Source organism: Enterobacter sp. RHBSTW-01064, assembly GCF_014103035.1.
In the GTDB taxonomy this organism is placed as follows: Bacteria; Pseudomonadota; Gammaproteobacteria; order Enterobacterales; family Enterobacteriaceae; genus Enterobacter; species Enterobacter mori.
Window position 1 is genome coordinate 26,692 of sequence record NZ_JABXOU010000009.1, and the last position, 20,784, is coordinate 47,475.

Sequence of the window (20,784 nt, forward strand, 5' to 3'; positions counted from 1 at the left end):
GCATTCAGCCCAAACGTCAAAACCCTTCTCAAATACGTGTTTAATCATTCAGCTAGGCGCTGAGATGACCAATAAATAATCATTATATTAAACCGCCATTAGGCGGTTTAATTATTGTATGCTAATGCTGTAAATCTCTTTTATCATCGGGTTCAAGTGGACTTGATGGTTGTCCCTCTCCAGGAAGATCAAGCGGTTCCTCTTGAGGAGAAGGTTCTAAATCAGGGGCAGGATCATCAAAATCAGGACGTCCGGACATATATACTCCTTAATAATTCATGTGTTTTTTATTTCTGATCTCTTTTGGCCGATTTTTTATCCTGCTCATCATTGTTTCGATCTTTCCCTTTTTCTTTCCCATTATTCTTGTCCTGGGACCGCTCATTAGAGATGTTCATATGTTTAGCTTTCATGGGTAACTCCAGTGATAATGACAGCAAATTGCTGTTTATTTATTATAGTAGCAATATCGAGAATAAATCACACATTTGCTGTTACTAAAAATATCCCGACCCCATATCATTAATTACTGGGCATATTAAATAAAATACTTACAAATAAATTACAAATAGAGCATCCGCTCAGGGAGGTAAACTAATGGCCGCACCCTAAAATTTTGCATCTCCTAAACTAAACAGCATTCAATTGGTCCTAAGAAAGAACCATCATAGTTATGTTTTTTCTTAAGACTTCATATGCCTAACTTTGCCACCAGAAAGTAGAACAGTTTCCTCATTTTCTTCATCATTATTATAAACCTCTATGAATTCATCAGCATGACCATGAGCGCCTCCTTCATCTTCCCATTCATTTAACGAGTGTAGCCATTCCTCCTGAGTCATGACTTTACCTGTTTTGGTACTACGTAGATGAATATTCATAACACGCTCCCATTCTTTTACTCAACCAAGAGTATAGCTCAACGCAGTTAATCATCAGTTCGAAAACTCAATTAACCGCGTATAATATTTTGGTTATTTTTTATGGGGATATACCAATAACAACCTACTATTCGAGAAAATAATTTTCACCAACAGCCTGAGGCTATTCCTATTTCAACCGCTTGCGCTTGTTGATCTCTTGATTGCTGCCAGGCTATTCATGACTCTGATGAGGAGAATGCCAACTCCAGGGAAACATCGATAATAAGAGCATGTGAAACTGAGACTCCGGTAGCCCTCCTTGTGGGGACTTTTTTTCGGATTGATGCGCTTCGCTTGTTAAATATTGAGTCTTTTCTACAATTTAATGGTGCTTTGCTATGTCAGGTAAAGCCGTCGTTCAGGAATACCCGTGTGCTCAAGGACGAGCCATCCCTAGTTTTTTCTTTCCAGCTCTATCTGCCTTATGCCCGCGAAGTTGTTGTTACCCTTCTCAATAACGGCCAACAGAGACTTAATCCAGAGAACGGCCTGGCAATATGTCATTGCGCTGGTGGCAGCGGCACGATCATCGGCTTCATCAACTGTGTCGGTATCGGCGTGCATTGCGCTGGAACGTAAACGGTACGCGTATTCGTACAGCCCACCAGCAATGTCAGCAGGAACAGGCAGATCACAGGTTTTTTCACGGCGGAGAATCTCCCGGTATTCGATTACGGTTTCTTCGGTGCTGGTATCGATCAGGGAGTTAAGCCTGTTGGCATGTTCTGCAAGCTGATTGAACCGATTGAAGTTGAATGCCTGAGTGGCGAGCACTTGCCCCTGCAAAGAGTTGTCACTTCGCAGAACGTCATTATCGCTCTGAAGGCTACTGGTGTTTGAGCAACTCTTAACGAGAGCGACCGAAAGGCCAGCAATAACGACAACGCAGAAAAGACCCGGATTAATTTTCATTGATCCAGACCCCAGCACGCCAGCGCACTTTCCTGATCGCGCCGCTCGACCTGCCCATAGCAGCCATTCTTCTGGCCTTTGGTTAGTCGGCAATCACGGCCACCGTCTTTAATCCACCAGCGGATAGCTTCACAGGCCCCTTTTCGGTCACCGGCATTAATGCGCTTATAGAACGTGGACGGAAAGCACTTACCCGGTCCGATGTTGTACGGGCAGAAAGATGCGATCCCGGCTTTCTGCGGTTCGGTAAGCTGTACCGTAATATTGCGGTCAACCCACGCCAGAGCCTTATTTCGTTCGATTGCGTTCACCTGATTGCATTTGGTCTGAGTCAATTTCATGCCCTGCACAACCGGTTTACCATCAACCATTGTGGCACCGCGGCAAATAGTCCAGATGCCACTGCCATCTTTGTACGCCGTGAGGCTGTTACCCTCTTTCTCTTTCAGAAACTGATCGAGAATGACGGATGCAGGCGCACCAGCCAGTACCAGCCCCAGAACTGTCGCACTCAATTTTCCTCTGGTTCCCATCACTCACCTTCCTTTTGTAATGCCTCAACGACCACGCTTGCAGCAGCAGGACGTTCGTGAAGGGGTTTGTCACTAACGCCTTTCAAGTAGTCATTGACCATTTTTGTTCGCTTCTCGTCCTCTTTACGCCTGCGATGCGCATCAACACGCCCGTTGAGGTAGGAGGCAAGAGAAATAAGTAAACCGGTAGCGCCGAAGAACATGAAAACCAGATCCTGAGTGGTAAATCCAATAGCTGAGGCCACAGCAGCTACCCACGCAAAGAACTGCGTGAAGATATTTCCTGAGTCATTCATTTTCATTTCTCTCACCTCGCACGCTGCGAGTGTTAACAGACATAAAAAAACCACCATTAAAGGTGGTTTTTTTATAAGGTGGATAAGTTAATTGTTTTTTATTTCTTTGTTCAACTTAAGCTGGGCCAAGAGTTCTTCAATTGCCGCGGCAGTGATGCATAGTACTTTATGCTCTACTACACAGTAGTCTTTACCCTCTAATTTCTGAACTTCAACCAATCTCAGCAAATGTTTGGCAAGCTTCTGATATGCATCAAGATTCATACACACCTCCCTGAACCAAAACAATGAGACAAATGCTTATAAGGCCCTTACAGCATGAGTTGATCTACCATTTAAGAGTAGCATTGAACTGGAATATATCAGTAAAAAAAAGCCTGCTACATTAGCAGGCGAAAAAACTTATAAAGCAAGTAAGGTAGGCATGAGGTATACAGGCTGCTAAACAAAACGCTGTATCAAGGCGAATTGTCATAGCTGAAACATGTCGCAGGTGGCATAACTCACAATAACATATTAGCAATCAAACTAATCTCGTCAAAAAAATAGCCTACCATTTCTGGCAGGCTTTCAAAGAGTTTTAAACTGGTTGTAGTTATTGTCATGGTGCCGGGTGCCTCCCGGTGACCTTACCCCTGGTCAGTAAAGCCGCGCGCATACCTGCAGACAGCAGTTGACTGGAACGCCCCACCGTTTAGGGGGATTCACCACAAACAAAGTTTACTGGGTACTCAACAGGCCGGTCAAACAGAACAGATGCCAACTACCGACGGATTTTCAATCACTTAACAGAAATTATGCATTTTACCGTTGCGTTTTTTACTGTTAAATCCTAAATTCACTCCCCCCGTTCTCATCTAATAAGAAGTAGAAGGGAATTTTTTGTCGAGGGATGTGATGTCGCCTGTAGAGTCCCTCGTCTTTTTTTCTTTTCAATTTCCCTGGCTTTTGCATGCCAAATACCGCATCTATCCTTAATGTCTGGAGTCTTAAGTCACATAATCGCTTAAATGCATAAATTTGAGAGGCATCTCATCCAACAAACCACCCCTGATAAATTGGATTCGACGAGATGCTTTTGAATGAACACTAAACCCCAAGGTCAGTTTTTATGCAGCGGTCTAATAAAAAGCAGCGTTCATTCAAAACGAACTGAATAAAATGCTCCGGACAAGAAAAGCAGTACCACATAGCGAAACCACGATACAAATGACGCCTATCAGGCAACCTGAATAGGGTTAAATTTCAAAGTTTGGTTATCCTGCGTTAAAGAATTCTAAATGGTGCCGACTACCGGAATCGAACTGGTGACCTACTGATTACAAGTCAGTTGCTCTACCTACTGAGCTAAGTCGGCATAGGACCGCCATCGGGGCCTCGAATCTCGCACAATAACAACAGCAATGCTGCCTGCTCTTCCCGATGAGCTAATGGCGGTCTGGTGCCCCTTATTGGGCTTGAAGCAACGACCGGGCGATTATGAGTAGACGCTCTAACCACGGCTCTAAATGGCCGGGAGCGAGATAATACACAAGCGAAACTACCCTTGCAACAATAAGGTCTTATGAAAACCGACGATATGACAGGGGTACTGATGCAATGCACCTCGCGAATACCCCTGTCGTATCGCCGTAAAGCAAAAGCCCCGACTGGCGGGGCTTTTGTTATTTTCAAATTGTCGCTTAAGTTCGCTGCCATCGCGGCGCAGCTCTGCCAAGCATGAATGAATTATCTAAATTCCTGGCTCATTTTCAATATATAAATAGAATTAGAGCACGAAAAGTTAAAACCCAATCATTCAACTCTGCTCAGCCATGAGTTTCCGCGTAGATAAAAAGACCTTCGCCCTGAATATCTCCAGGCACCAGCGAACTCGTTTTCTGGCCTCCCAATCCGTTAGCCACGGTGCGATAGACTGTAGTTCCCGCGTAATGTCTGAGATTTTTTTGCGTGTGGTGTAATACTGCAGACCGACGATATAAACCGGGTCATTTACATCAAGCGCCTGTAGCACTGACTGCTCGACAAAATCAACGTCATCATTGTGCATAGCTTCATCAATGATGCTGGTGGCGGGCTGTGGCCACAAAATGGCGTGAGCACGATTTAACGCCTGCGGCCCTCTGAATCCCTCTGCTCGAGCTTGTTCTAGTGCAGCAGTAAAGCGAGACAATGCCTTGTCCGACCATCGCCCGCCCTTAAGAACGTCCCAGCATGCATGAGAGCGAGGCAAGCGCGGTGCTGTTCCACCGCTTACCCCGTCACCCCATGTTGTCAGCAGAGACTTAATCCATGCGGATTGAATACTGGTCAGGAGCATACTCTTACCTAACCAACTTTTGCGCGGCGCAGAGGCTGCTTTACCCAGGGCTTCAATGTGATTACGGCGTTGACGTGGTGTCATCCTATTAGCTCCTTACGCCAGAACGCCGAGCGCGTAGGCCCGGTCCAGCACTCTAATTATCATTTCCAGCTGCGAGCCATATTTGTGCTCGAATGCCAGGCGGTCGTTATGCAGTTCGGTATGATGTTTTCGGCAAAGTGGAATGGAGAAGATGTCATGCGCTTTTGTTGCCATGCCACCCTGCCCCCATCCGATTAAGTGATGCGGGTCGTCTGAATGCTGCTGGCAGCATTCGCAAGGCTGTGTTTTCACCCAGTTCAGATAATCGCGACTTTCCCAGCGCAGACGCTTTGGGCGCCGCATGAAAGACTGAGGCGGCTCCGGATCCACCATCACGCCCACCAGCGGTTCTGCAAGAGCATCAGGCAGCTCAACCGCTGAAACTAAATCCCCAAGGATGCTGGTGGCCGGTAATGAAGACGTAATATCGCTTTCGCGACCAATCTTGCTTTCTTGAGGTAAGCGAAGCGCTTCACGAACGCATGATTCTGGAAGCGCGTCCGTAACGCCCTTACGAACTGCCCACCAGCAGAGCTCTGCAAGTGAGATCTCCCGGCTTTTGTCCAGGCAGAGATAAATGCGGACAGAATCCAGAACAAAGGCAATTACGTTTATGTGTGCCAGTTCTGCCAGCGCCTCAGTATGTTGTTCCCGCAGCTGATTATCGCAATAACCACACAGTAAAATGGAACCCGGCTCATGGCGCATGATGGTTAGTTCGTGATAGTGGTAATCGCTATGAGCGTACTGGCAATTCCCACCACCGTACTTCAGCAACCAATAATCAAGCCCGCTTTTACCTCCAGCGGCAGTCAGAACCTTTTCATTCAAAAAGAAGCTTCGTAGCTGCTTATTATCAGCTAGTGGCTGCCGCGCATCCGAAACACGACCAGTTTGATAACCGGCCATACTTTTTGGCTGACGCTCGATCAGCACTCTTCCTGTGGTGAACAGCTCCATCAGATCTCTGCCCGGCTTCAACAGTACGACACCCAGTTCCCGTGCAAGAACTGGTTGAAGCAGCGCGCGCATCAGGCGATCTCCTTGATTATGATCTGACCCGTTTCCCCCCAGAGCTTTGTAATCCGCGCATCCCAGATATGAGCATCATCTTCATAAATTGCATCGGAAAGTGCTTTAACCAGGTTATCGAAGTCAGGTTTACTCTGGTGTGGCTTACCATCAAACTGCTGGCGCTTCTTCTTACTCCAGCTTTTTGGCATTGGAATGATGAAGGTAATGTGTGAATTAGATTCGGGCATAGTGACACCCAGGAGCCTGACATGGTCGCAGAAAGCCCGATAACGCATAACTTCCGGGCGCTTCTTCCACTTGTCTGCACGCGTCATGCGCGGCTTTCCCATCGGGAGGATGTTGTAGGCTGTCACAATCATCCCCATGTCCGTGAACGCATACTTTGCTGCGTCTTAGGTGCGGATTTTTGCTGCGGTAATAATGCGCTGACTATCCAAAGACGAGGGTCAATATCGAGGCTTTTCTCAACGGGAACGCCTTTAGACTTATAGCGCACCATCAGCTCATTGGCTTCTTCGGTTGTCAGTCCGGTGTGAGTGAACCAGCTTTTCTTCATGCCGCCTCCTGCAGGAGTGACATCAAAAGAAAATTGCTGGCCCTTTGAGGGGTCAGTAAGGATTTATTCTGGTTTGGTGTTTGCGCCATGGTATCTCTCCAGTGGCGCAGCAGGTATAGGGTGTTCAGGCCTATGACGGGAGTGTAACAGAATTCTTGGAAACACGATAACCAGCCCGTTCAAGCATCTGCGTAAAGAGTGTCGGTGTTCCTACTATCTCATCATCCTGTAACGGCATAAATGATACTTCATCCCCACGTCTGTACATGAGCGCGCGACCACTATCAGGAAATGAGTGCAGTCGTGCAACGATAACCCCATCGTTGCATCTGATAACCGCATAGCCCTTGTTTGGTAATTCTTCTTTTTGTTCCACCAATCTCCCCTCCAAACTGGAAAATTTCTGCATGCTGTTTCAATAAAACCAGTCGTCTGCACTTTCCCAGGTCTGCTGGAGGATTTCCTCAACCTTTTTCTTAGTTTCTTTTTCGCCACCGTAAACACTTAACCCATCGGAACCTGCGCGACGCACAATCAGACTGCAGTTACCGAACTGACTCTGGATCCGTTTTAATAATTCTCTCTCAAGTGCCGGGACTGCACCCTCTGGAAGTTCTTTAGTACGATCAATGGTTAATTCAACTTTCATAAGCGCCTCCACTGCAAAAGCTGTATGTTTATACAGTACACTTATGGAGAAGTTTGATCAACGCCTTAACAGCACGAATTGTTAAAGTATGATTATGTTGTTTACAAACGAGACAGTGGGCGTTAATGTCGAAGCAAGTATTATTCACCCAATAAATTCTTCATTAAATCAGCACCATATAACTAATCTTTTAATGGAGTCGACAAGCCATGACAATAGCCACTTCACCGAGACTCATTCTTCGTTCATTTAAAGAGAGTGATGCTTTAGCACTTCTGGACTATCTGTCTTCCCCGCGCACTCCCTGTTTTCAGGATGAAACGCTCAACTCAGTTGAGGATGCCGTAGAAGAAGTATGCAGAAGAGCAAATGATCCAAGCCAATTTGCTGTTTGCCTCAAAGACACCGACCTCGTTATTGGCCATTTGTTTGCAGAAAATAGTGGCGAGCCAGATGCTAATACGTGGTCCGTAGGTTGGCACTTTAATCAGCGTTATGAAGGGTACGGATATGCAACAGAATCAGTTGGGGCCCTATTTAAATATTTGTTCACCGTGAAACAGGCAAGGCGTCTCTATGCATACGTTGAAGACTACAACCTGTCCTCGCAAAAATTGTGCTCCCGCCTTGGCATGCGACAAGAGGGTTGTTTTAAAGAATTTGTTTCATTTATTACGGATGAAGGAGAGGAAAGATATGACAATACATTTGTTTACGCCTTATTAAAAAAAGAATTTAAATCAGTTGGCTAGATAATCAAATTATAATGCTAATCACATGAAAGTAGCTTTGTGTTTTATCAGATAAGTCACCTTTGTGCCAAGAGCAGACATTGCTAACATCTATCTGCATCAAGCTATGGGGAGTAGTTCACAGTACAGTCGCATTTCCGTTTGAACATAATTTGCTGGTTTTTCAAATTGCGGTCTGGATCTGTTACGCAGTCGTAGTCCCCATAAACACCTCGATTATGGCTTCATGTCGTCATACCATAAACCCCAGGGAGTCGATGAATCCCGGTATCTTTGCCAGCCGCATATTTTTTCAAGCTTGCGTCCTTATCTGACTGATGTACTTTTGAGTTATCTGGTTACCTGAAAACTGTTTCTATCACAGCGAGCCTGTCCCGTATGGAGCGTCGCTGATACACGGAAACACAGTCTCAATGAGACTTGGTTATAAACATAATCCACTACGGAAATTCAGTATGCTGCAGTCTTCACCCGTTCGCTTCAGGGGAGCGGTTATTCTCCAGGCCAGTATGGCACTCACCACTGCAGCTATAGTTGCCATCAGCGCTGGCTCCCCAGTGGGCACCTTCCATGAAATCATGTCCAGTCCGGGTTTATATATTGATGTATTCTTCCTGATACTCCTGATTTTTACCTTGTGGAATGTTGCCTCTGTTTTCGTTGACGGGCGCCCACTGAGCGTGGCGATTAACGGCCTCATACTCTGGATCGCTTCAGGTGCATTCGATGTAATGGATGAAATAATCAGTCAACCGCGATGGGTAGGTTACTTCTGCGAAGACTTGTTAAAGCTGTCAGGTATGCTTATCACCGTTATTAGCGTCTATCGCATCGTTCTGCGGATGAATTCCCGGTTTTCAGTTGCGCAGACCAGCGCCCTGCATGATGAACTCACCCGGCTTCCGAACAGGCGTTATTTTGTGGAAACCCTCAGCAACACGACCAGTAGACAGCTGTCCATGATGATCATCGATATTGATTTTTTCAAGCGCATCAATGACCGGTGGGGACATGATGCCGGTGATGAGGTTTTGTCAAGATTCGGCGATCAACTGAAGGATATCAGTACGCCTGAACTGAAAGTGTTCCGTATCGGCGGAGAGGAATTTGCGGTAATCGGCGAGGGGTTTTCCCGGTATGAGATGATTCGCCATGCAGAATCCATATCCAGGAATGCCCAAAACATCAGGTTGGGTGATGGACAGAATATATCCGTCAGTATCGGAATTGCTTTCAGGACACAAGGGGAAAACCAGGAGTCCTTAATGAAAAAAACCGACAAGGCGCTTTACCGGGCAAAGGAAAACGGACGAAACAGGATTGAACTGGCCGGCAATGAAAGGTCTTTATCGTAATCCTGTTAATGCATCTTCCAGACACGACGGTATTAGGTATGACCGCCTCTGTTACTGTATACCTGAAAAATGGCCAATGAACAGAATTGGTAGACTCTCGAGCGGTGCCCGGAGAGTCCTGAATATCCCCTGTGTGCCAGTAGAGGACAATGCTGACATCACTATGTGCCAGTAGAGGACAATGCTGACATCACTATGTGCCAGTTAACACGGAGCAAGTCACTCTATTGGAGACAGGAGAAAGTTGCCAAAAGTTATCGCCTGCTAACACCGCTATCGAAGATTTATGAGTGTACGCGTGATAGGTTTTAGTTGCTTCGCAAAGAAACTTGACTGCATTATCTGATAGTTTACAACTGATAATTGAAATGATGAGAAACCACATTCATACTTGATGTTTTACCAAACACATAAAACTATAAATGTCAAGCAAACTTTGCGTGAGATCTCTTGATTTTAATGAATAAATGTTATTTAATGTCTGATTGTACTAATTTAAGTAGTATCAAATAATATTGGTTTTCATCTAAACTTGTGATTTAGATTAGAGCCATTTTGAAGGCTAGTAGGGTAAACTGCGGTTTACTAACAAGATTCCAGATAGACTCAAAAAGAGGGATTTAGACTTGGGTACAATTCGCACTGAGGTAAATGAAAGTATTTTATCTGAATTTCCTGAACACAGGAACTTTTTGACCCCTTTTTTAAATGGCTTTTATGTTACCTGGGGAAGGAAACGTAGAGAATACAATACTGACTTATTCATTTACTTCCTTTCACCTGAGGAGCATTTTAAAGAATCATATGGTTTGGATAATGAAATATTATTAGTTTATGCTCCTTATACAAGAATGGAGCCTCGGACAATACAAGCTATTGAGCAGATAATGTCAACTTCTCCCGCCAAAGGAAGAGTGGAAACGCTAAGCTATTTTCTCATCACCGACTGTGACGAAATGGATGAATGGCTTGATGGATACTTATCATCAAGGCAAGAGTCTAGAATAATAGTTCCATTTTTAAAGTCAGATTTATTTGAAGCTAAAAGAAATGCAGATGACTGGTTTGTAAGAAATAAACTCAATAGCCAATATTTTGGTCGTGACCTTTTTAACTATACTTTACCGCTAATTGATGATGCTTACTTTTTTGGTCGTCAATCAATCATGATGGAATACTACGACTCTGTAAAAAGAAGAGAAAATAAAGCTGTATTTGGGTTGCGTAAAACCGGGAAAACATCTTTTTTATACAAACTAAAGCGATTGTGCGAAAATGAAGGAACTGCTGAGGTTTTTTATTACGACTGCAAGGTTCCACATATTAGAAAGTCACGGTGGTTTGAATTTTTAGAAGACATAGCTAAAGAGATTTCGGAAAAATTCGGTATTAGTTTCAAAGAGCAATATACGGAAAGAACTGCCTCTAAACATTTTGAAAAGCTTATTAAATCTTTGGACGCACAAGATAAAAGAATGTTATTTATTCTTGATGAAATAGAATATATCTCATTTGTATCTCCAAAAGATATTCATTGGGAAGATGATTATATAGAATTTTGGCAGACTATGTGGTCATGTCAAAGTCGATATAAAATATTATCTTTCATTCTGGCAGGCGTGAATCCTAGTGTAGTTGAAAAAGATCTTGTAAAAGGTGTGCAGAACCCTTTATTTGGCATCGTTTCTCATAAATATTTAACTGGATTAAATCTTGATGAAGTGCAAACAATGTTAAAAAAATTGGGTAAACGTATGGGTATAAAATTCCAACATGATGCCTGTAATGAAATTTTTAAATGGTACGGCGGCCATCCATTATTAACTAGGCAAGCTTGTAGTTGTATTAATACTTTTCTTTCAAGCACCTGCGATAAACCTATCGAAGTTACTTTTAAAGAGTTTAATGAAAATAAAGAGCACATTGATAGAGAATTGGTTTTTTACAGTGATCATGCTGTCTCTGAAATAAGACAGTTCTATCCTGACGAATATTATTTATTTGAACTTTTATCCATTGACCATAAACTTGATTTTAAAGAGTTATCTCGCGACTCTGCCGAGATCAAACACTTGATCGGTTATCAGTTAATACGAGATGAAAATGGTACGTATGAGATTAATATCCCTGTCATAGCTAAAAGAGTTGCATTAGAATCAAAAAGACTAAACGGGAGGGATATAGTATATCCAATAGTCGCAAAAGAGAATAGACAGTTATGGTTAGTGCGAAGATTGAATGAAATTTGCACAGAGATTAGGCATCTTGAAAGATTCATTAAGAATAGTAAACAAGATTTATTATTTGGTCCTAACTCCTTCCCCGAGGCTGATCAAATTAAATTGATCAATGTCGCTTCTGATGAAAGCACTTTTTCCTTTTTCATCAATGTAATCAATAGGTGCTTTGTAGAGTCAATTGATGTTTATGGGAAAAGTTTGAATGTAAATGACTACTATTGGAACAATATAAAAAATAGCTATCCTGAACTTTGGAGCGTTTTAGACAGGGTAAAAGTATATAGAAATGAGCGAGATCACCTGCATTTAAACAAAACAAATATAGATAAACTTGACTCATATTTGAAAGAGGATTTAGAAGGCAAAGCTTTTTCACAACTAAATGAGCCTTACTTTTTGTTACAACAAAGATTATTGGACCGTATGTTACTGGCCATATTAAATGAAATTGATAGGTATAATTAAATTATAACCTCAATATATTTATACAATAAGCGAATTAAAAGATTCGCTTATTGTTCACTCAACCAATTTAATATTGCAATCAATAGTTTTTCATAGTAAAGCTCAACATTAATCTTGATTTTAACCTTAACAAGATGATTTACGCATCCTTAAGTAGGTCAAAACAACAATTGCGGTTACTTTTTGTGGTATAAATAAAAGTCAAAAACAATACAATCATTTAACACTAAGTTATAGATTAGATTGTATTTGCCCTTATTATCGACTAGTTTCCACCACTTGAAGTGGCAGCTAAGACTTGCCATTTTAACAGATATTTCAATGTCCGCTTCTCGCTCATAGCGGACCTTCGAGAGCATAGAGATGCCGCGGCTAAGCGGCATTTTCATCTACTACATTCACCTTACTTTCTGGTGTGTGAAGCGTTTCAGGTCGAAATCGATTATTGTGCGTTGGTCACGGAAAATGCCGCAACGACCGTAACGGATCAATTCGCCCCGTGCAATGGCTATTCGTATGTATTTCTCTGCTGTGGTGCGATGCAGATCGAACATCGCAACGACTTCTTTCGTCGTGATACGGCCATCCTTTTTCACCAAGTTAATGACCCTCGAAATGATTTGATTGCGTTCACTCTGTGTTTTTGGTCTCGGCATCGGTTACGCCCTCCCCACCTGGCGCAGGCAGTCTTTACGACGCTTGGCGATACGAGCAACCTCAACAGCGTTCCCGGCGATACCAAACATTTCTGAATACACCGCAGCAGCTCTTCGCCACAGCCCCTTTTCCTCAAGTGCCTTCGCTTTATGTTCGGCAGCCTTCATCCTGACCGGATCGCTTTTTTCAACCATGCACGGGAGGATTACGTCTGGAATATCCGCGTGTGGTAACGCCCTGTATGTGTACTGAACGCTATCACGTGATCGAATGATCACGCCTTCGTCACTGAGCTCACGCAGCAACCTGCCGGCTGTACCGCCAGTCAAGTCCAGCGCTTCGGAAACATCGCCAACGGCGCAGTTCGGTTGATAGCGCACAAATACCGCCACCTTCTCTTTTTGTGTTAATGCTTTGGTCATTGGTCAATACTCGATTTGATTACTTAACAACCCGTAAATGGGTCACGTTTTTGCGATAACTTCCCCAGGCAAAGTTCACCCAGATACCGTTATCCATGGTTAAGCGGTCCATTACCCGCTCACCAAGAGTCTTCGATAATTCATCAAAATTCAGGTTAGTCAGGACGCCCACTGGTTTCATCGCCGCCATACGACGATCAATAATTTGATTGAGTAGAACCCATTCGTTTCGCGTTTCTCTTTGGACGCCGACTTCATCAAGAACCAGTAAATCTACTTTGCAAAGGTCATCCAGCAGCGCGGACTCTGATTGCCCCTCGTCATAGCACTTACGAGCGCGCAACATCAGGTCTGGTACTGTAACCACCAGAACGGAGTGATCACGTTGCAACAGGTAATTACCGATTGCTGCAGCAAGATGATTTTTCCCCGTCCCGCAGCTCCCACTGAAAATGAAACTTGTGAAACCAGATCCGAAGTTATGGGCATAGCTCTTAGCCATGGTGAGGGCATGCTTTTGCCCGTCGTTGCTGACCTGATAATTCGAGAAAGTGCACCCCTTATGCAGATCGCATATCCCTGAACGCCCAAATATCTTCTCCGCTCGCGCCCGCTGATTTAGTTTTTCCAGCTCTACTGCACGCTTCCGGCCTTCTTCCTGCTGCCAGGCCATCAATTCCTGACTGCTGGTAAACTTCGGCTGGACACCTGCAGGCATGATATTGCGGAGACGACCAAGCAAATCGTGCGTCGATTTCATAGTTACCCCCTGAATCCCGGTGGGATCTCAGTGTCTGGTTGTGAAATGCCAAAGCCTGCCTGACGGCGAGAAGATGACCCAGAGGTTGAGGTTTTGGCTCGGGATGTTTTCAGGCTCGAGGCGAAAGTCTGTTCCCACTGTAGGTGGTGTTTTACCTTCCCTTCGCACTTCCAATAATCGCGGAACTGCTGAAGTTCCACTGGGGTATAACCAGGGCGGTCACCGAGATTAATTCCCCACTGTGCGGCTTGCCCGACAAAGTCATCACTCGGCATCCAGTCATCGGTAATCGGGAATTTGCCGATTGGTGGCAAAAATAATTCTTGCGCGCTTAACCCTCTCTCTTGTTTCTCTTTTAGATCTGTATCTGTATCTGTATCTGTATCTTTATTAGTTGAGTTGCCGTTGCTGTTCTGTTCAAACGGAGCATTAACACCCGTTGAACGCTCGTTACTGTTTTGTTGGGTGTTTGCTCCTTTTTTGGCCTTTCTGGCCTGGGCGGACGCTTTACCTGCGGCCGACTTTTGACTGATTGAATTTTTCACAGCCTCCAGATCCCGCTCAATTCTCTCCTGCACCCATTCGGTGCCAGTGTCGTTAAAAAACTCTTTCAACGATGGCTCAACGGCATCCCAACGGTCGTTGCTTAGCCGTGCTATTTTCGAGAGGCGGTTTTTGGGGATCGGACGACCTGTTTGCCAATAATTGAACATCAGCAGCAGGTATGCGCCATGCTCTTCTGTAGACAGATGCATGGTGTCCGCCAGGTAATCAGCAATGTAAAGTTGCATGTAAGGCAGAGCTGCCATGGTTACTCCCTTGTCCGGTTTCCCGGTACGTAATGGTTATTGCTCAAAACTCGATTAAAAAAATTGCGGCGCTACGGCGCTGATGCTCGCCAGTAGTGGTCCCGCCGCGTCAGCAGGTAACATGTTGAATAAAGCGATTGCCGCTTCACGAATTTCTTTTTCAAGCTTTTGAAGGGGGGCGCCTAGCAGCTTAGCCTGATGCGCCTCACTGCATTCTTTGATTGCACTCGCCACCAGCTCGGATTCCGTTCTGGCGTTACTAAGTCCATGCTTTCTGGCTATCTCAATAGGCATAGCTGCGAGGATTGCGCCCGATAGCTGCATAATGTAAGCAGTGTATTTCTCCGATCCCCCTTCATTTTTCAGATAGCGGAATAAATTCTGCTTATTGACCGCGATGCCGCGGCCCCCTTCCCTAGCCCACTGCTCAGCCACCAGCAGAGCGATTTTTTCCTGCGCCTGGCCGGGCAAAGTGGATTCCCACTCTCGAACTGCAACCTGTATTGAACGGTGCTTAAAGCTATCTCGCCGATGAGCCATAAATTGATTTTGAGTTTTCAGCGGTCCGGCCAGGCGTTGGTTATGATGTTGATATGTATCTGACTGCATGATTAAGCCTCCTTCTGAGGTAAACCATCTTTTGGATTGGGATAAAGATCAGGACGTAATTCATTAGGAGTAACTTGCCAATCGACGGCCTTACTCACTTTGAGCACCAGTTCTCCGGGAATTTTGTTTTTGAACCAGCCGTTTACAGTTTGGGCTCTCCTTTTCATCCGGCGTCCTAGTTCAGCCTGACTGCAAATCGATAAGAGCTTTTTTTGAATTGATGTCTTCATCATTTGTTCTCAGTAGTTAACGATGAGTGACAATAAAACAAATTAAATCGATATCGTCAAATTATTTCGATAGTAAGAGCTACAGAAAAAATCTGTATAATTGCTGATAACTAGATGAATTGGATGAAGAGATGAACTTCGGTAAGAGATTGCAAAAGGCGATAAAAGATCTCGAAATATCACAATCTGAGCTGGCGCGCAGACTGGGAGTCAAAGCTCAATCTGTTAATGGTTGGTGCAATTCTGACATTTTACCCAGATCTGAAATACTGAATCTTCTTCCCGCTGCGACTGGGTATCCACTGTCATGGTTCTTCATGGAAGATGGTGAGACCCTCGAAGAGCACGATCCCTGGGCACCAAAACCACAAGTTAAACCTTCAACAGAACTTGAAGAAAGACTTCTAGAAGCATTCGAACAATTGCCAACAGATGATGAGAAAGAACGAATTATCAAGATTATAGACCTCAGACTTGAAGAGCTCGATAATTTTGCAAAGACTTATCTGCAGAAACGTAATCTGATACCGCCTACCAAATAGCCTTTCTTTTAATTAACTCTCCTGCTCGGGTCATCAATGACCCAGGCGTTCTTTCGCACCGATCTATCGATTTAAATTGACACATATCGATTGAATCGATAATAATATCTCTATCGCAACGTGTCATCGAGGCAGGACGCCCACGAAGTAGCTGCCGGCGGCATACGAAACACCGGATGAGATGGCAAGACAATCGCGCAGCAGGTTTACCGTTCCGCCAGCCTGGCGTTAAAGGCACACAGGAGTTAACCATGATCGATTTCGCACGCAAAAAAGCTGGCTGCCAAGCCGTTCGCTTAAATCTGTTTGAAGTTCTGGTTCGTAAGCTTTGCTACTTACTGGCCCAAAAAGGCAATCCAGAGCTAAAAGCATGAGCTCGTTCTTTGCCCTGATCGTTACCGTCTGTGCCCTCACTGGGGAATGCTCAGACATCATGCTCGGTGTATACAGAACCGAATCTGGCTGTGATGCAGCAGCCAAAGAGCAGCACATTAAAGGAGTGTGTTACCCATATAAACCGGCTGGAGACCAACAGCCTGCTTACAAGTTTTAATCGAGTTATGACCAATGGCTGTTACCAGCCCCTAAAAGCACAAAACCCGCGCAAGGCGGGTTGAGTACCCGGTCAGCCGACCAAAGCTTTCCGGAATCGAGTTTTGACCAATGACCACTACCCAAGGCGGCAATCACTAGCTGCGGGTATCTTACAACCAAAATTAAGGACCCGATATGGAATTCTTTCATTTAATCAAGGCAACGCAGAAATCCGGCAAAGAAGATGCCGTTATCTGGTTCACGGCTAAATCAGAAGCACGAGCCAATTTGCAGCTGGATGTAGAGCTGGAAGATGCTGGCATTGAAACCGGCCGGGGCAAGGATTATAGCAAGCCTGTCCGTACCGATTTCCCTGTTTACAACGACCTGCCGGAAGAAAGCACAGTAGATTACACCTGGTGCAAACGCTACGAACTGCAGGACGATGGACGCACCTGGCTGCCAAAGGCTGGTGCTGGATCAACTGAAGCCGTGGACAACACTGCCGCACCGGAACCGACCGTTAAAGTAGAAAGTACCGTCGAGAGTGTTCCTCTTGAAAACCGCACTCCAGCGGTCCGTTTTGCCGTCCACATGACCAGCGAAAAATACCAGTCACATATCACTAAAGAGCAGCAGCTGGCTGCCAGCGAAATGTCACTGGATGAAGGCAATACCTATCTTCAGAACATGCTGCTGGCGAAGAACAACATCCCTGAAGTTGCCGAACTCAGCCTGAACGCTGAGTGGAAACTGGTTCAGGCGATTAAGCAGGTATTCGCGCCAGATGAAGCGCACGAAACTGAAGATATCGCTGCATTCATGGCTGACTGGGCTAAAGCAGATGCCAGCGTTCACAACCAATTAGTTGAAGACTGGCGCAGTGGCAAATTTACCCCTCTGAAATCTGAAAGCACCAGTGACACCGGGGTTATAGCAGGTCAGGGTCTTGAAGCTGATAACGGTATCCAGATTGACAAGAATGATGACGAAACCACACGTTATCCAGTCGTTCGCATGCCCTTCCGCAAGCAGGTACTCGCCCAGTTCACCTGCGACGAACTGCGCCACCACTTAACCCGCGAAGAATACGAAGGTATCAGCGCGCTGGAGATGGACACTGACAATAGCTATGTCCAGAACCTGCTGCTGGCGGCAGAAAACTGCGAACAGGTTAAGGGTTACGACACCAAAGACCTGTGGCGCTATACCGACGCCATTCGCAAAGTGTTCAGCCAGGAAAAGCGTCACGAACTCGCTTTGGTTCTCCGACTCACCAGAATCTGGGCGGCGACTGATTACATTGACCGCGGCCTGCTGGTAAAAGAATGGGCCAAAGGCAATCGCGTTGCAGAAATACAGCGTACTGAAAGCGGTACGAATGCTGGCGGAGGCAACAAGACCGACAGAAACCCTGACCTTAAACATGATCTCGACACTCTCGATTTAGAGATTGCGCTGGCCACGTTACCAATGGATTTCAACATTTACGATATCCCTGGTGGTGTTTTCCGTCGGGCTAAAGAGATTGTTAGTAAGAAAGAAAGTCCGTTCAAGGAATGGTCTAAAGCCCTTCGTGCAACCCCGGGAGTTTTGGATTACTCGCGTGCGGCTATCTTTGCACTTATCCGTAGCGCTCACCCAGAACATTATCTGTATCCGGCACGTCTCAGCGGATTCATTAACGCGAACCTGACTGAAAGCGATCATTCTGCACCATCAGACGAAACTCTTGTTGCGGCACGCCATAACCCGGAGGTGAGCTGGACAAACGAGATAGTGACTGATTCTGCTTTTGAAACTGGCGGTCAGAATGAAGATGCACAAGTCGACGGCGGCACACTGCCGGTTCTCGAAAAAGTTGGTAATGGTCTTTTTTCTATTGAAGGGCTGGCCACCAGCAACGCTGTAATCGACCAACAAAATACCGCGGCGGAGTACGTTGATAATGTGCAGATGGAAGAAACTGGCAATGATGAAACCACGGACGGTACTGCGTTATCAGAAGGCACGGAAAAAACTATCTCAAGCGCAAGCGCTACTGAAACTTATAGCAGCACAACTGCCATAAATAATGATTCCGGTCATCATAATTATACCGAGCCTGAAATCCTCTATACACACCTTATGATCGATATTGAAGCTTTTGGTAAAAAAGCTGATTCACCAGTCGTATCTATCGGGGCCGTGTTCTTTGATCCATCTACAGGTAATACCGGATCGGAATTTTACAAAGTTATTAGCCTGGAATCTGCCATGGCCAGCGGCGGAGTTCCGGATGCATCTACCATAATCTTCTGGCTAAAAGCTTCGCCCGAAGCGCGCTCTGAGTTGGTAATGGATGACGCTATTCCGCTCGATGACGCCTTGCTACAGCTAAATGAGTTTATAGGCGAGAATGCGGCTAACGGTCCTGATTCTGTACAGGTCTGGGGGAATGGTGCCACTTATGACAATGTCCTGCTTGAGGCATCTTATGACCGGACGGGGATCCCCTGCCCATGGAAGTTCTGGAATAACCGGGATGTAAGAACAATTGTCGAGTTGGGTAAAGCCGTTGGCTGCGAGCCTCGCTATGAGATCCCATTTGAGGGAGAACCTCACAAGGCTATTTCGGATGCTCTTCACCAGGTCAAATACGTGTCAGCAATCTGGCAGCGTCTGACTGAACACTGATTTTTTAATTTCAGAATATGGCCCGAATAAGGGCCATTATGAGGTAAATCACATGCTTCAAATGCTGACTTTAGAAGAATGGGCTGCGGAAAAATACCGGAGTAACCCTCCAAGCCTGAATACTTTACGCCGATACGCTAAAGAGAGCATGTTCACTCCCCCAGCCACCAAAGAAGGAAGATACTGGCGGGTAAGAGAAGATGCCGAGATTACAGGTAATTTAACCCAGCCCGTTATTAAAAAATCTGATTCTCCTATGCTTCAAAGGATACTGTCTGATGGCTGCCCGACCACGTAAAAACAACGTTAAGATACCTAATCTTTATCCGCTCTATAGTCGTAAGGTAAATAAAATCTACTGGCGCTATAAGCATCCTGTTACTGGTAAATTTCACAGCCTGGGAACTAACGAGGCTGAAGCAACAGCAATAGCAATCGAAGCTAATGAGCGACTAGCTGAACAGCGCACCAGGCAGGTTTTGGCTATCAGTGACAAGATCGCCACCAGCAAAGGAAAGGCGATAACAACAAATACGTGGTTAGATCGTTATTGGAAAATTCAGGATGAAAGACTGGAGAATGGTGATATCAAGCCGAACACTTATAAGCAAAAGGCTAAACCCGTCGCCCTACTTCGCGAGAGCGTAGGAATGAAATTGATATCAGCCGTCGATGTTCGGGATGTTGCCCAGTTACTGGAGTCCTATGTTGCAGAGGGCCAGCCGCGAATGGCTCAGGTCATACGCTCAGTGTTAATAGATGTGTTCAAAGAAGCACAGCATTATGGCGAGGTACCGCCGGGTTATAACCCGGCTCTTGCTACAAAACAACCACGCCGACGGATTACCCGACAACGTCTTAACCTTGACGAATGGCAAAAGATTTTCGAGATTGCAAACGCTAATCACCAGTACATGGGGAACGCGATGCTTTTAGCCCTCGTTACTGGCCAGCGCCTCGGGGATATTTCCAACATGAAGTTTAGCGATATTTGGGATGACCATCTGCATGTCGTACAGGAGAAGACGGGGAGCAAGCTTGCGATCCCACTATCACTTAGACTTAACGCGATTGACTGGAGTTTGAGAGATGTAGTTGCGCGTTGCCGCGACTATGCAGTGAGTCCATACCTTATCCATTTCTTCCGGGCAACCTCAATGGCAGAACGAGGTGCACAGGTTAAGTCGAACACAATAACAATGAATTTTAGTAAGGCCCGTGATAAAGCAAAAATAAACTGGGGGGACGGCACGCCTGCAACCTTCCATGAACAACGATCTTTAGCTGAGCGTCTTTACAAAACACAAGGAATAGATACACAAAAGCTATTAGGACATAAAACTCCCAATCAGACAGCACGTTATCATGATGACCGAGGTAAAGACTGGTCGAAAATATTAATTAATAATTAGCCCCTACCACCGT

General features: G+C 45.3%; 27 protein-coding genes, 1 tRNA gene and 1 pseudogene. 9 read left to right on the forward strand and 20 right to left on the reverse strand.

Going from position 1 to position 20,784, the window contains the following annotated elements:
- Positions 1–121: 121 nt before the first annotated feature.
- From HV355_RS21405 to HV355_RS21465, 14 genes are all read right to left on the reverse strand, one after another.
- Entirely contained in the window at positions 122–259 is a 138-nt protein-coding gene (locus HV355_RS21405; RefSeq protein ID WP_182403363.1) for a hypothetical protein, read from the reverse strand.
- 28 nt (positions 260–287) lie between these two features.
- A complete protein-coding gene (locus tag HV355_RS24420; protein ID WP_259331759.1) occupies positions 288–413 on the reverse strand; it encodes a hypothetical protein in 126 nt (41 codons plus the stop codon).
- Between the two features lie 270 nt (positions 414–683).
- Positions 684–881, reverse strand: coding sequence for a hypothetical protein (locus HV355_RS21410; RefSeq protein WP_182403365.1), 198 nt, complete (start codon positions 879–881; stop codon positions 684–686).
- A gap of 435 nt (positions 882–1,316) precedes the next feature.
- Complete coding sequence (locus tag HV355_RS21415; protein WP_182403367.1) at positions 1,317–1,835, reverse strand: hypothetical protein; 519 nt, start codon at positions 1,833–1,835, stop codon at positions 1,317–1,319.
- A complete protein-coding gene (locus HV355_RS21420; protein WP_182403471.1) occupies positions 1,832–2,368 on the reverse strand; it encodes a lysozyme in 537 nt (178 codons plus the stop codon). The genes HV355_RS21415 and HV355_RS21420 overlap by 4 nt, the downstream gene beginning before the upstream one ends.
- Positions 2,368–2,670, reverse strand: coding sequence for a hypothetical protein (locus HV355_RS21425; protein WP_023315846.1), 303 nt, complete (start codon positions 2,668–2,670; stop codon positions 2,368–2,370). The genes HV355_RS21420 and HV355_RS21425 overlap by 1 nt, the downstream gene beginning before the upstream one ends.
- 81 nt (positions 2,671–2,751) lie before the next feature.
- Positions 2,752–2,928, reverse strand: coding sequence for a hypothetical protein (locus HV355_RS21430; protein WP_023315845.1), 177 nt, complete (start codon positions 2,926–2,928; stop codon positions 2,752–2,754).
- Between the two features lie 1,017 nt (positions 2,929–3,945).
- Positions 3,946–4,021: transfer RNA gene (locus tag HV355_RS21435), tRNA-Thr, on the reverse strand.
- Positions 4,022–4,462: 441 nt separating this feature from the next.
- Positions 4,463–5,068, reverse strand: coding sequence for a hypothetical protein (locus HV355_RS21440; RefSeq protein ID WP_023315844.1), 606 nt, complete (start codon positions 5,066–5,068; stop codon positions 4,463–4,465).
- 12 nt (positions 5,069–5,080) lie between these two features.
- Positions 5,081–6,100: a DUF968 domain-containing protein gene (locus HV355_RS21445; RefSeq protein ID WP_182403369.1), complete on the reverse strand. Its 1,020-nt coding sequence runs from the start codon at positions 6,098–6,100 to the stop codon at positions 5,081–5,083.
- Complete coding sequence (locus HV355_RS21450; protein WP_182403371.1) at positions 6,100–6,468, reverse strand: RusA family crossover junction endodeoxyribonuclease; 369 nt, start codon at positions 6,466–6,468, stop codon at positions 6,100–6,102. The genes HV355_RS21445 and HV355_RS21450 overlap by 1 nt, the downstream gene beginning before the upstream one ends.
- A complete protein-coding gene (locus HV355_RS21455; protein WP_182403374.1) occupies positions 6,459–6,659 on the reverse strand; it encodes a hypothetical protein in 201 nt (66 codons plus the stop codon). The genes HV355_RS21450 and HV355_RS21455 overlap by 10 nt, the downstream gene beginning before the upstream one ends.
- A 130-nt stretch (positions 6,660–6,789) precedes the next feature.
- Complete coding sequence (locus tag HV355_RS21460; RefSeq protein WP_182403376.1) at positions 6,790–7,068, reverse strand: hypothetical protein; 279 nt, start codon at positions 7,066–7,068, stop codon at positions 6,790–6,792.
- A gap of 6 nt (positions 7,069–7,074) precedes the next feature.
- Positions 7,075–7,308, reverse strand: coding sequence for a DinI-like family protein (locus HV355_RS21465; protein WP_048962519.1), 234 nt, complete (start codon positions 7,306–7,308; stop codon positions 7,075–7,077).
- 209 nt (positions 7,309–7,517) lie between these two features.
- On the opposite strand from HV355_RS21465, the gene HV355_RS21470 reads away from it, so the two are divergent.
- The 3 genes from HV355_RS21470 to HV355_RS21480 all read left to right on the forward strand — a co-directional run bounded on the left by HV355_RS21470 (position 7,518) and on the right by HV355_RS21480 (position 12,120).
- Complete coding sequence (locus HV355_RS21470) at positions 7,518–8,060, forward strand: GNAT family protein (protein WP_182403378.1); 543 nt, start codon at positions 7,518–7,520, stop codon at positions 8,058–8,060.
- Between the two features lie 455 nt (positions 8,061–8,515).
- Positions 8,516–9,415, forward strand: a complete 900-nt coding sequence (locus tag HV355_RS21475; RefSeq protein ID WP_249420887.1) for a GGDEF domain-containing protein — start codon at positions 8,516–8,518, stop codon at positions 9,413–9,415.
- 626 nt (positions 9,416–10,041) lie between these two features.
- Positions 10,042–12,120, forward strand: a complete 2,079-nt coding sequence (locus tag HV355_RS21480; RefSeq protein ID WP_182403380.1) for an ATP-binding protein — start codon at positions 10,042–10,044, stop codon at positions 12,118–12,120.
- A 416-nt stretch (positions 12,121–12,536) separates the two neighbouring features.
- Here HV355_RS21480 and HV355_RS21485 read toward each other — a convergent pair.
- The 6 genes and pseudogenes from HV355_RS21485 to HV355_RS21510 form a co-directional block, all read right to left on the reverse strand.
- Positions 12,537–12,776, reverse strand: a pseudogene (locus HV355_RS21485) (DUF977 family protein); the annotation flags it as partial.
- 3 nt (positions 12,777–12,779) lie between these two features.
- Positions 12,780–13,199 carry a PerC family transcriptional regulator gene (locus tag HV355_RS21490; protein WP_182403384.1) on the reverse strand — a complete coding sequence of 140 codons (420 nt, stop codon included), beginning with the start codon at positions 13,197–13,199 and terminating at the stop codon, positions 12,780–12,782.
- 19 nt (positions 13,200–13,218) lie between these two features.
- Entirely contained in the window at positions 13,219–13,959 is a 741-nt protein-coding gene (locus HV355_RS21495; RefSeq protein WP_010433063.1) for an ATP-binding protein, read from the reverse strand.
- Positions 13,960–13,961: 2 nt separating this feature from the next.
- Entirely contained in the window at positions 13,962–14,768 is an 807-nt protein-coding gene (locus tag HV355_RS21500) for a DUF1376 domain-containing protein (protein ID WP_182403386.1), read from the reverse strand.
- Positions 14,769–14,822: 54 nt separating this feature from the next.
- Positions 14,823–15,377, reverse strand: a complete 555-nt coding sequence (locus HV355_RS21505) for a toxin YdaT family protein (RefSeq protein WP_182403388.1) — start codon at positions 15,375–15,377, stop codon at positions 14,823–14,825.
- 2 nt (positions 15,378–15,379) lie between these two features.
- Positions 15,380–15,607: a YdaS family helix-turn-helix protein gene (locus HV355_RS21510; RefSeq protein ID WP_029485136.1), complete on the reverse strand. Its 228-nt coding sequence runs from the start codon at positions 15,605–15,607 to the stop codon at positions 15,380–15,382.
- 131 nt (positions 15,608–15,738) lie between these two features.
- On the opposite strand from HV355_RS21510, the gene HV355_RS21515 reads away from it, so the two are divergent.
- The 6 genes from HV355_RS21515 (at position 15,739) to HV355_RS21540 (ending at position 20,771) form a co-directional block, all read left to right on the forward strand.
- Entirely contained in the window at positions 15,739–16,149 is a 411-nt protein-coding gene (locus tag HV355_RS21515; protein ID WP_010433053.1) for a helix-turn-helix transcriptional regulator, read from the forward strand.
- Positions 16,150–16,400: 251 nt separating this feature from the next.
- Positions 16,401–16,523, forward strand: a complete 123-nt coding sequence (locus HV355_RS24425; protein WP_010433050.1) for a hypothetical protein — start codon at positions 16,401–16,403, stop codon at positions 16,521–16,523.
- Positions 16,520–16,702, forward strand: coding sequence for a DUF1482 family protein (locus HV355_RS21520; protein WP_182403390.1), 183 nt, complete (start codon positions 16,520–16,522; stop codon positions 16,700–16,702). The genes HV355_RS24425 and HV355_RS21520 overlap by 4 nt, the downstream gene beginning before the upstream one ends.
- Positions 16,703–16,878: 176 nt before the next feature.
- Positions 16,879–19,359 carry an exonuclease gene (locus tag HV355_RS21525; RefSeq protein WP_249420888.1) on the forward strand — a complete coding sequence of 827 codons (2,481 nt, stop codon included), beginning with the start codon at positions 16,879–16,881 and terminating at the stop codon, positions 19,357–19,359.
- A gap of 52 nt (positions 19,360–19,411) precedes the next feature.
- Positions 19,412–19,657: an excisionase gene (locus HV355_RS21535; RefSeq protein ID WP_071785721.1), complete on the forward strand. Its 246-nt coding sequence runs from the start codon at positions 19,412–19,414 to the stop codon at positions 19,655–19,657.
- Complete coding sequence (locus HV355_RS21540) at positions 19,638–20,771, forward strand: site-specific integrase (RefSeq protein ID WP_182403392.1); 1,134 nt, start codon at positions 19,638–19,640, stop codon at positions 20,769–20,771. Before HV355_RS21535 ends, HV355_RS21540 begins: the two co-directional genes overlap by 20 nt.
- The last annotated feature ends 13 nt before the right edge of the window (positions 20,772–20,784 follow it).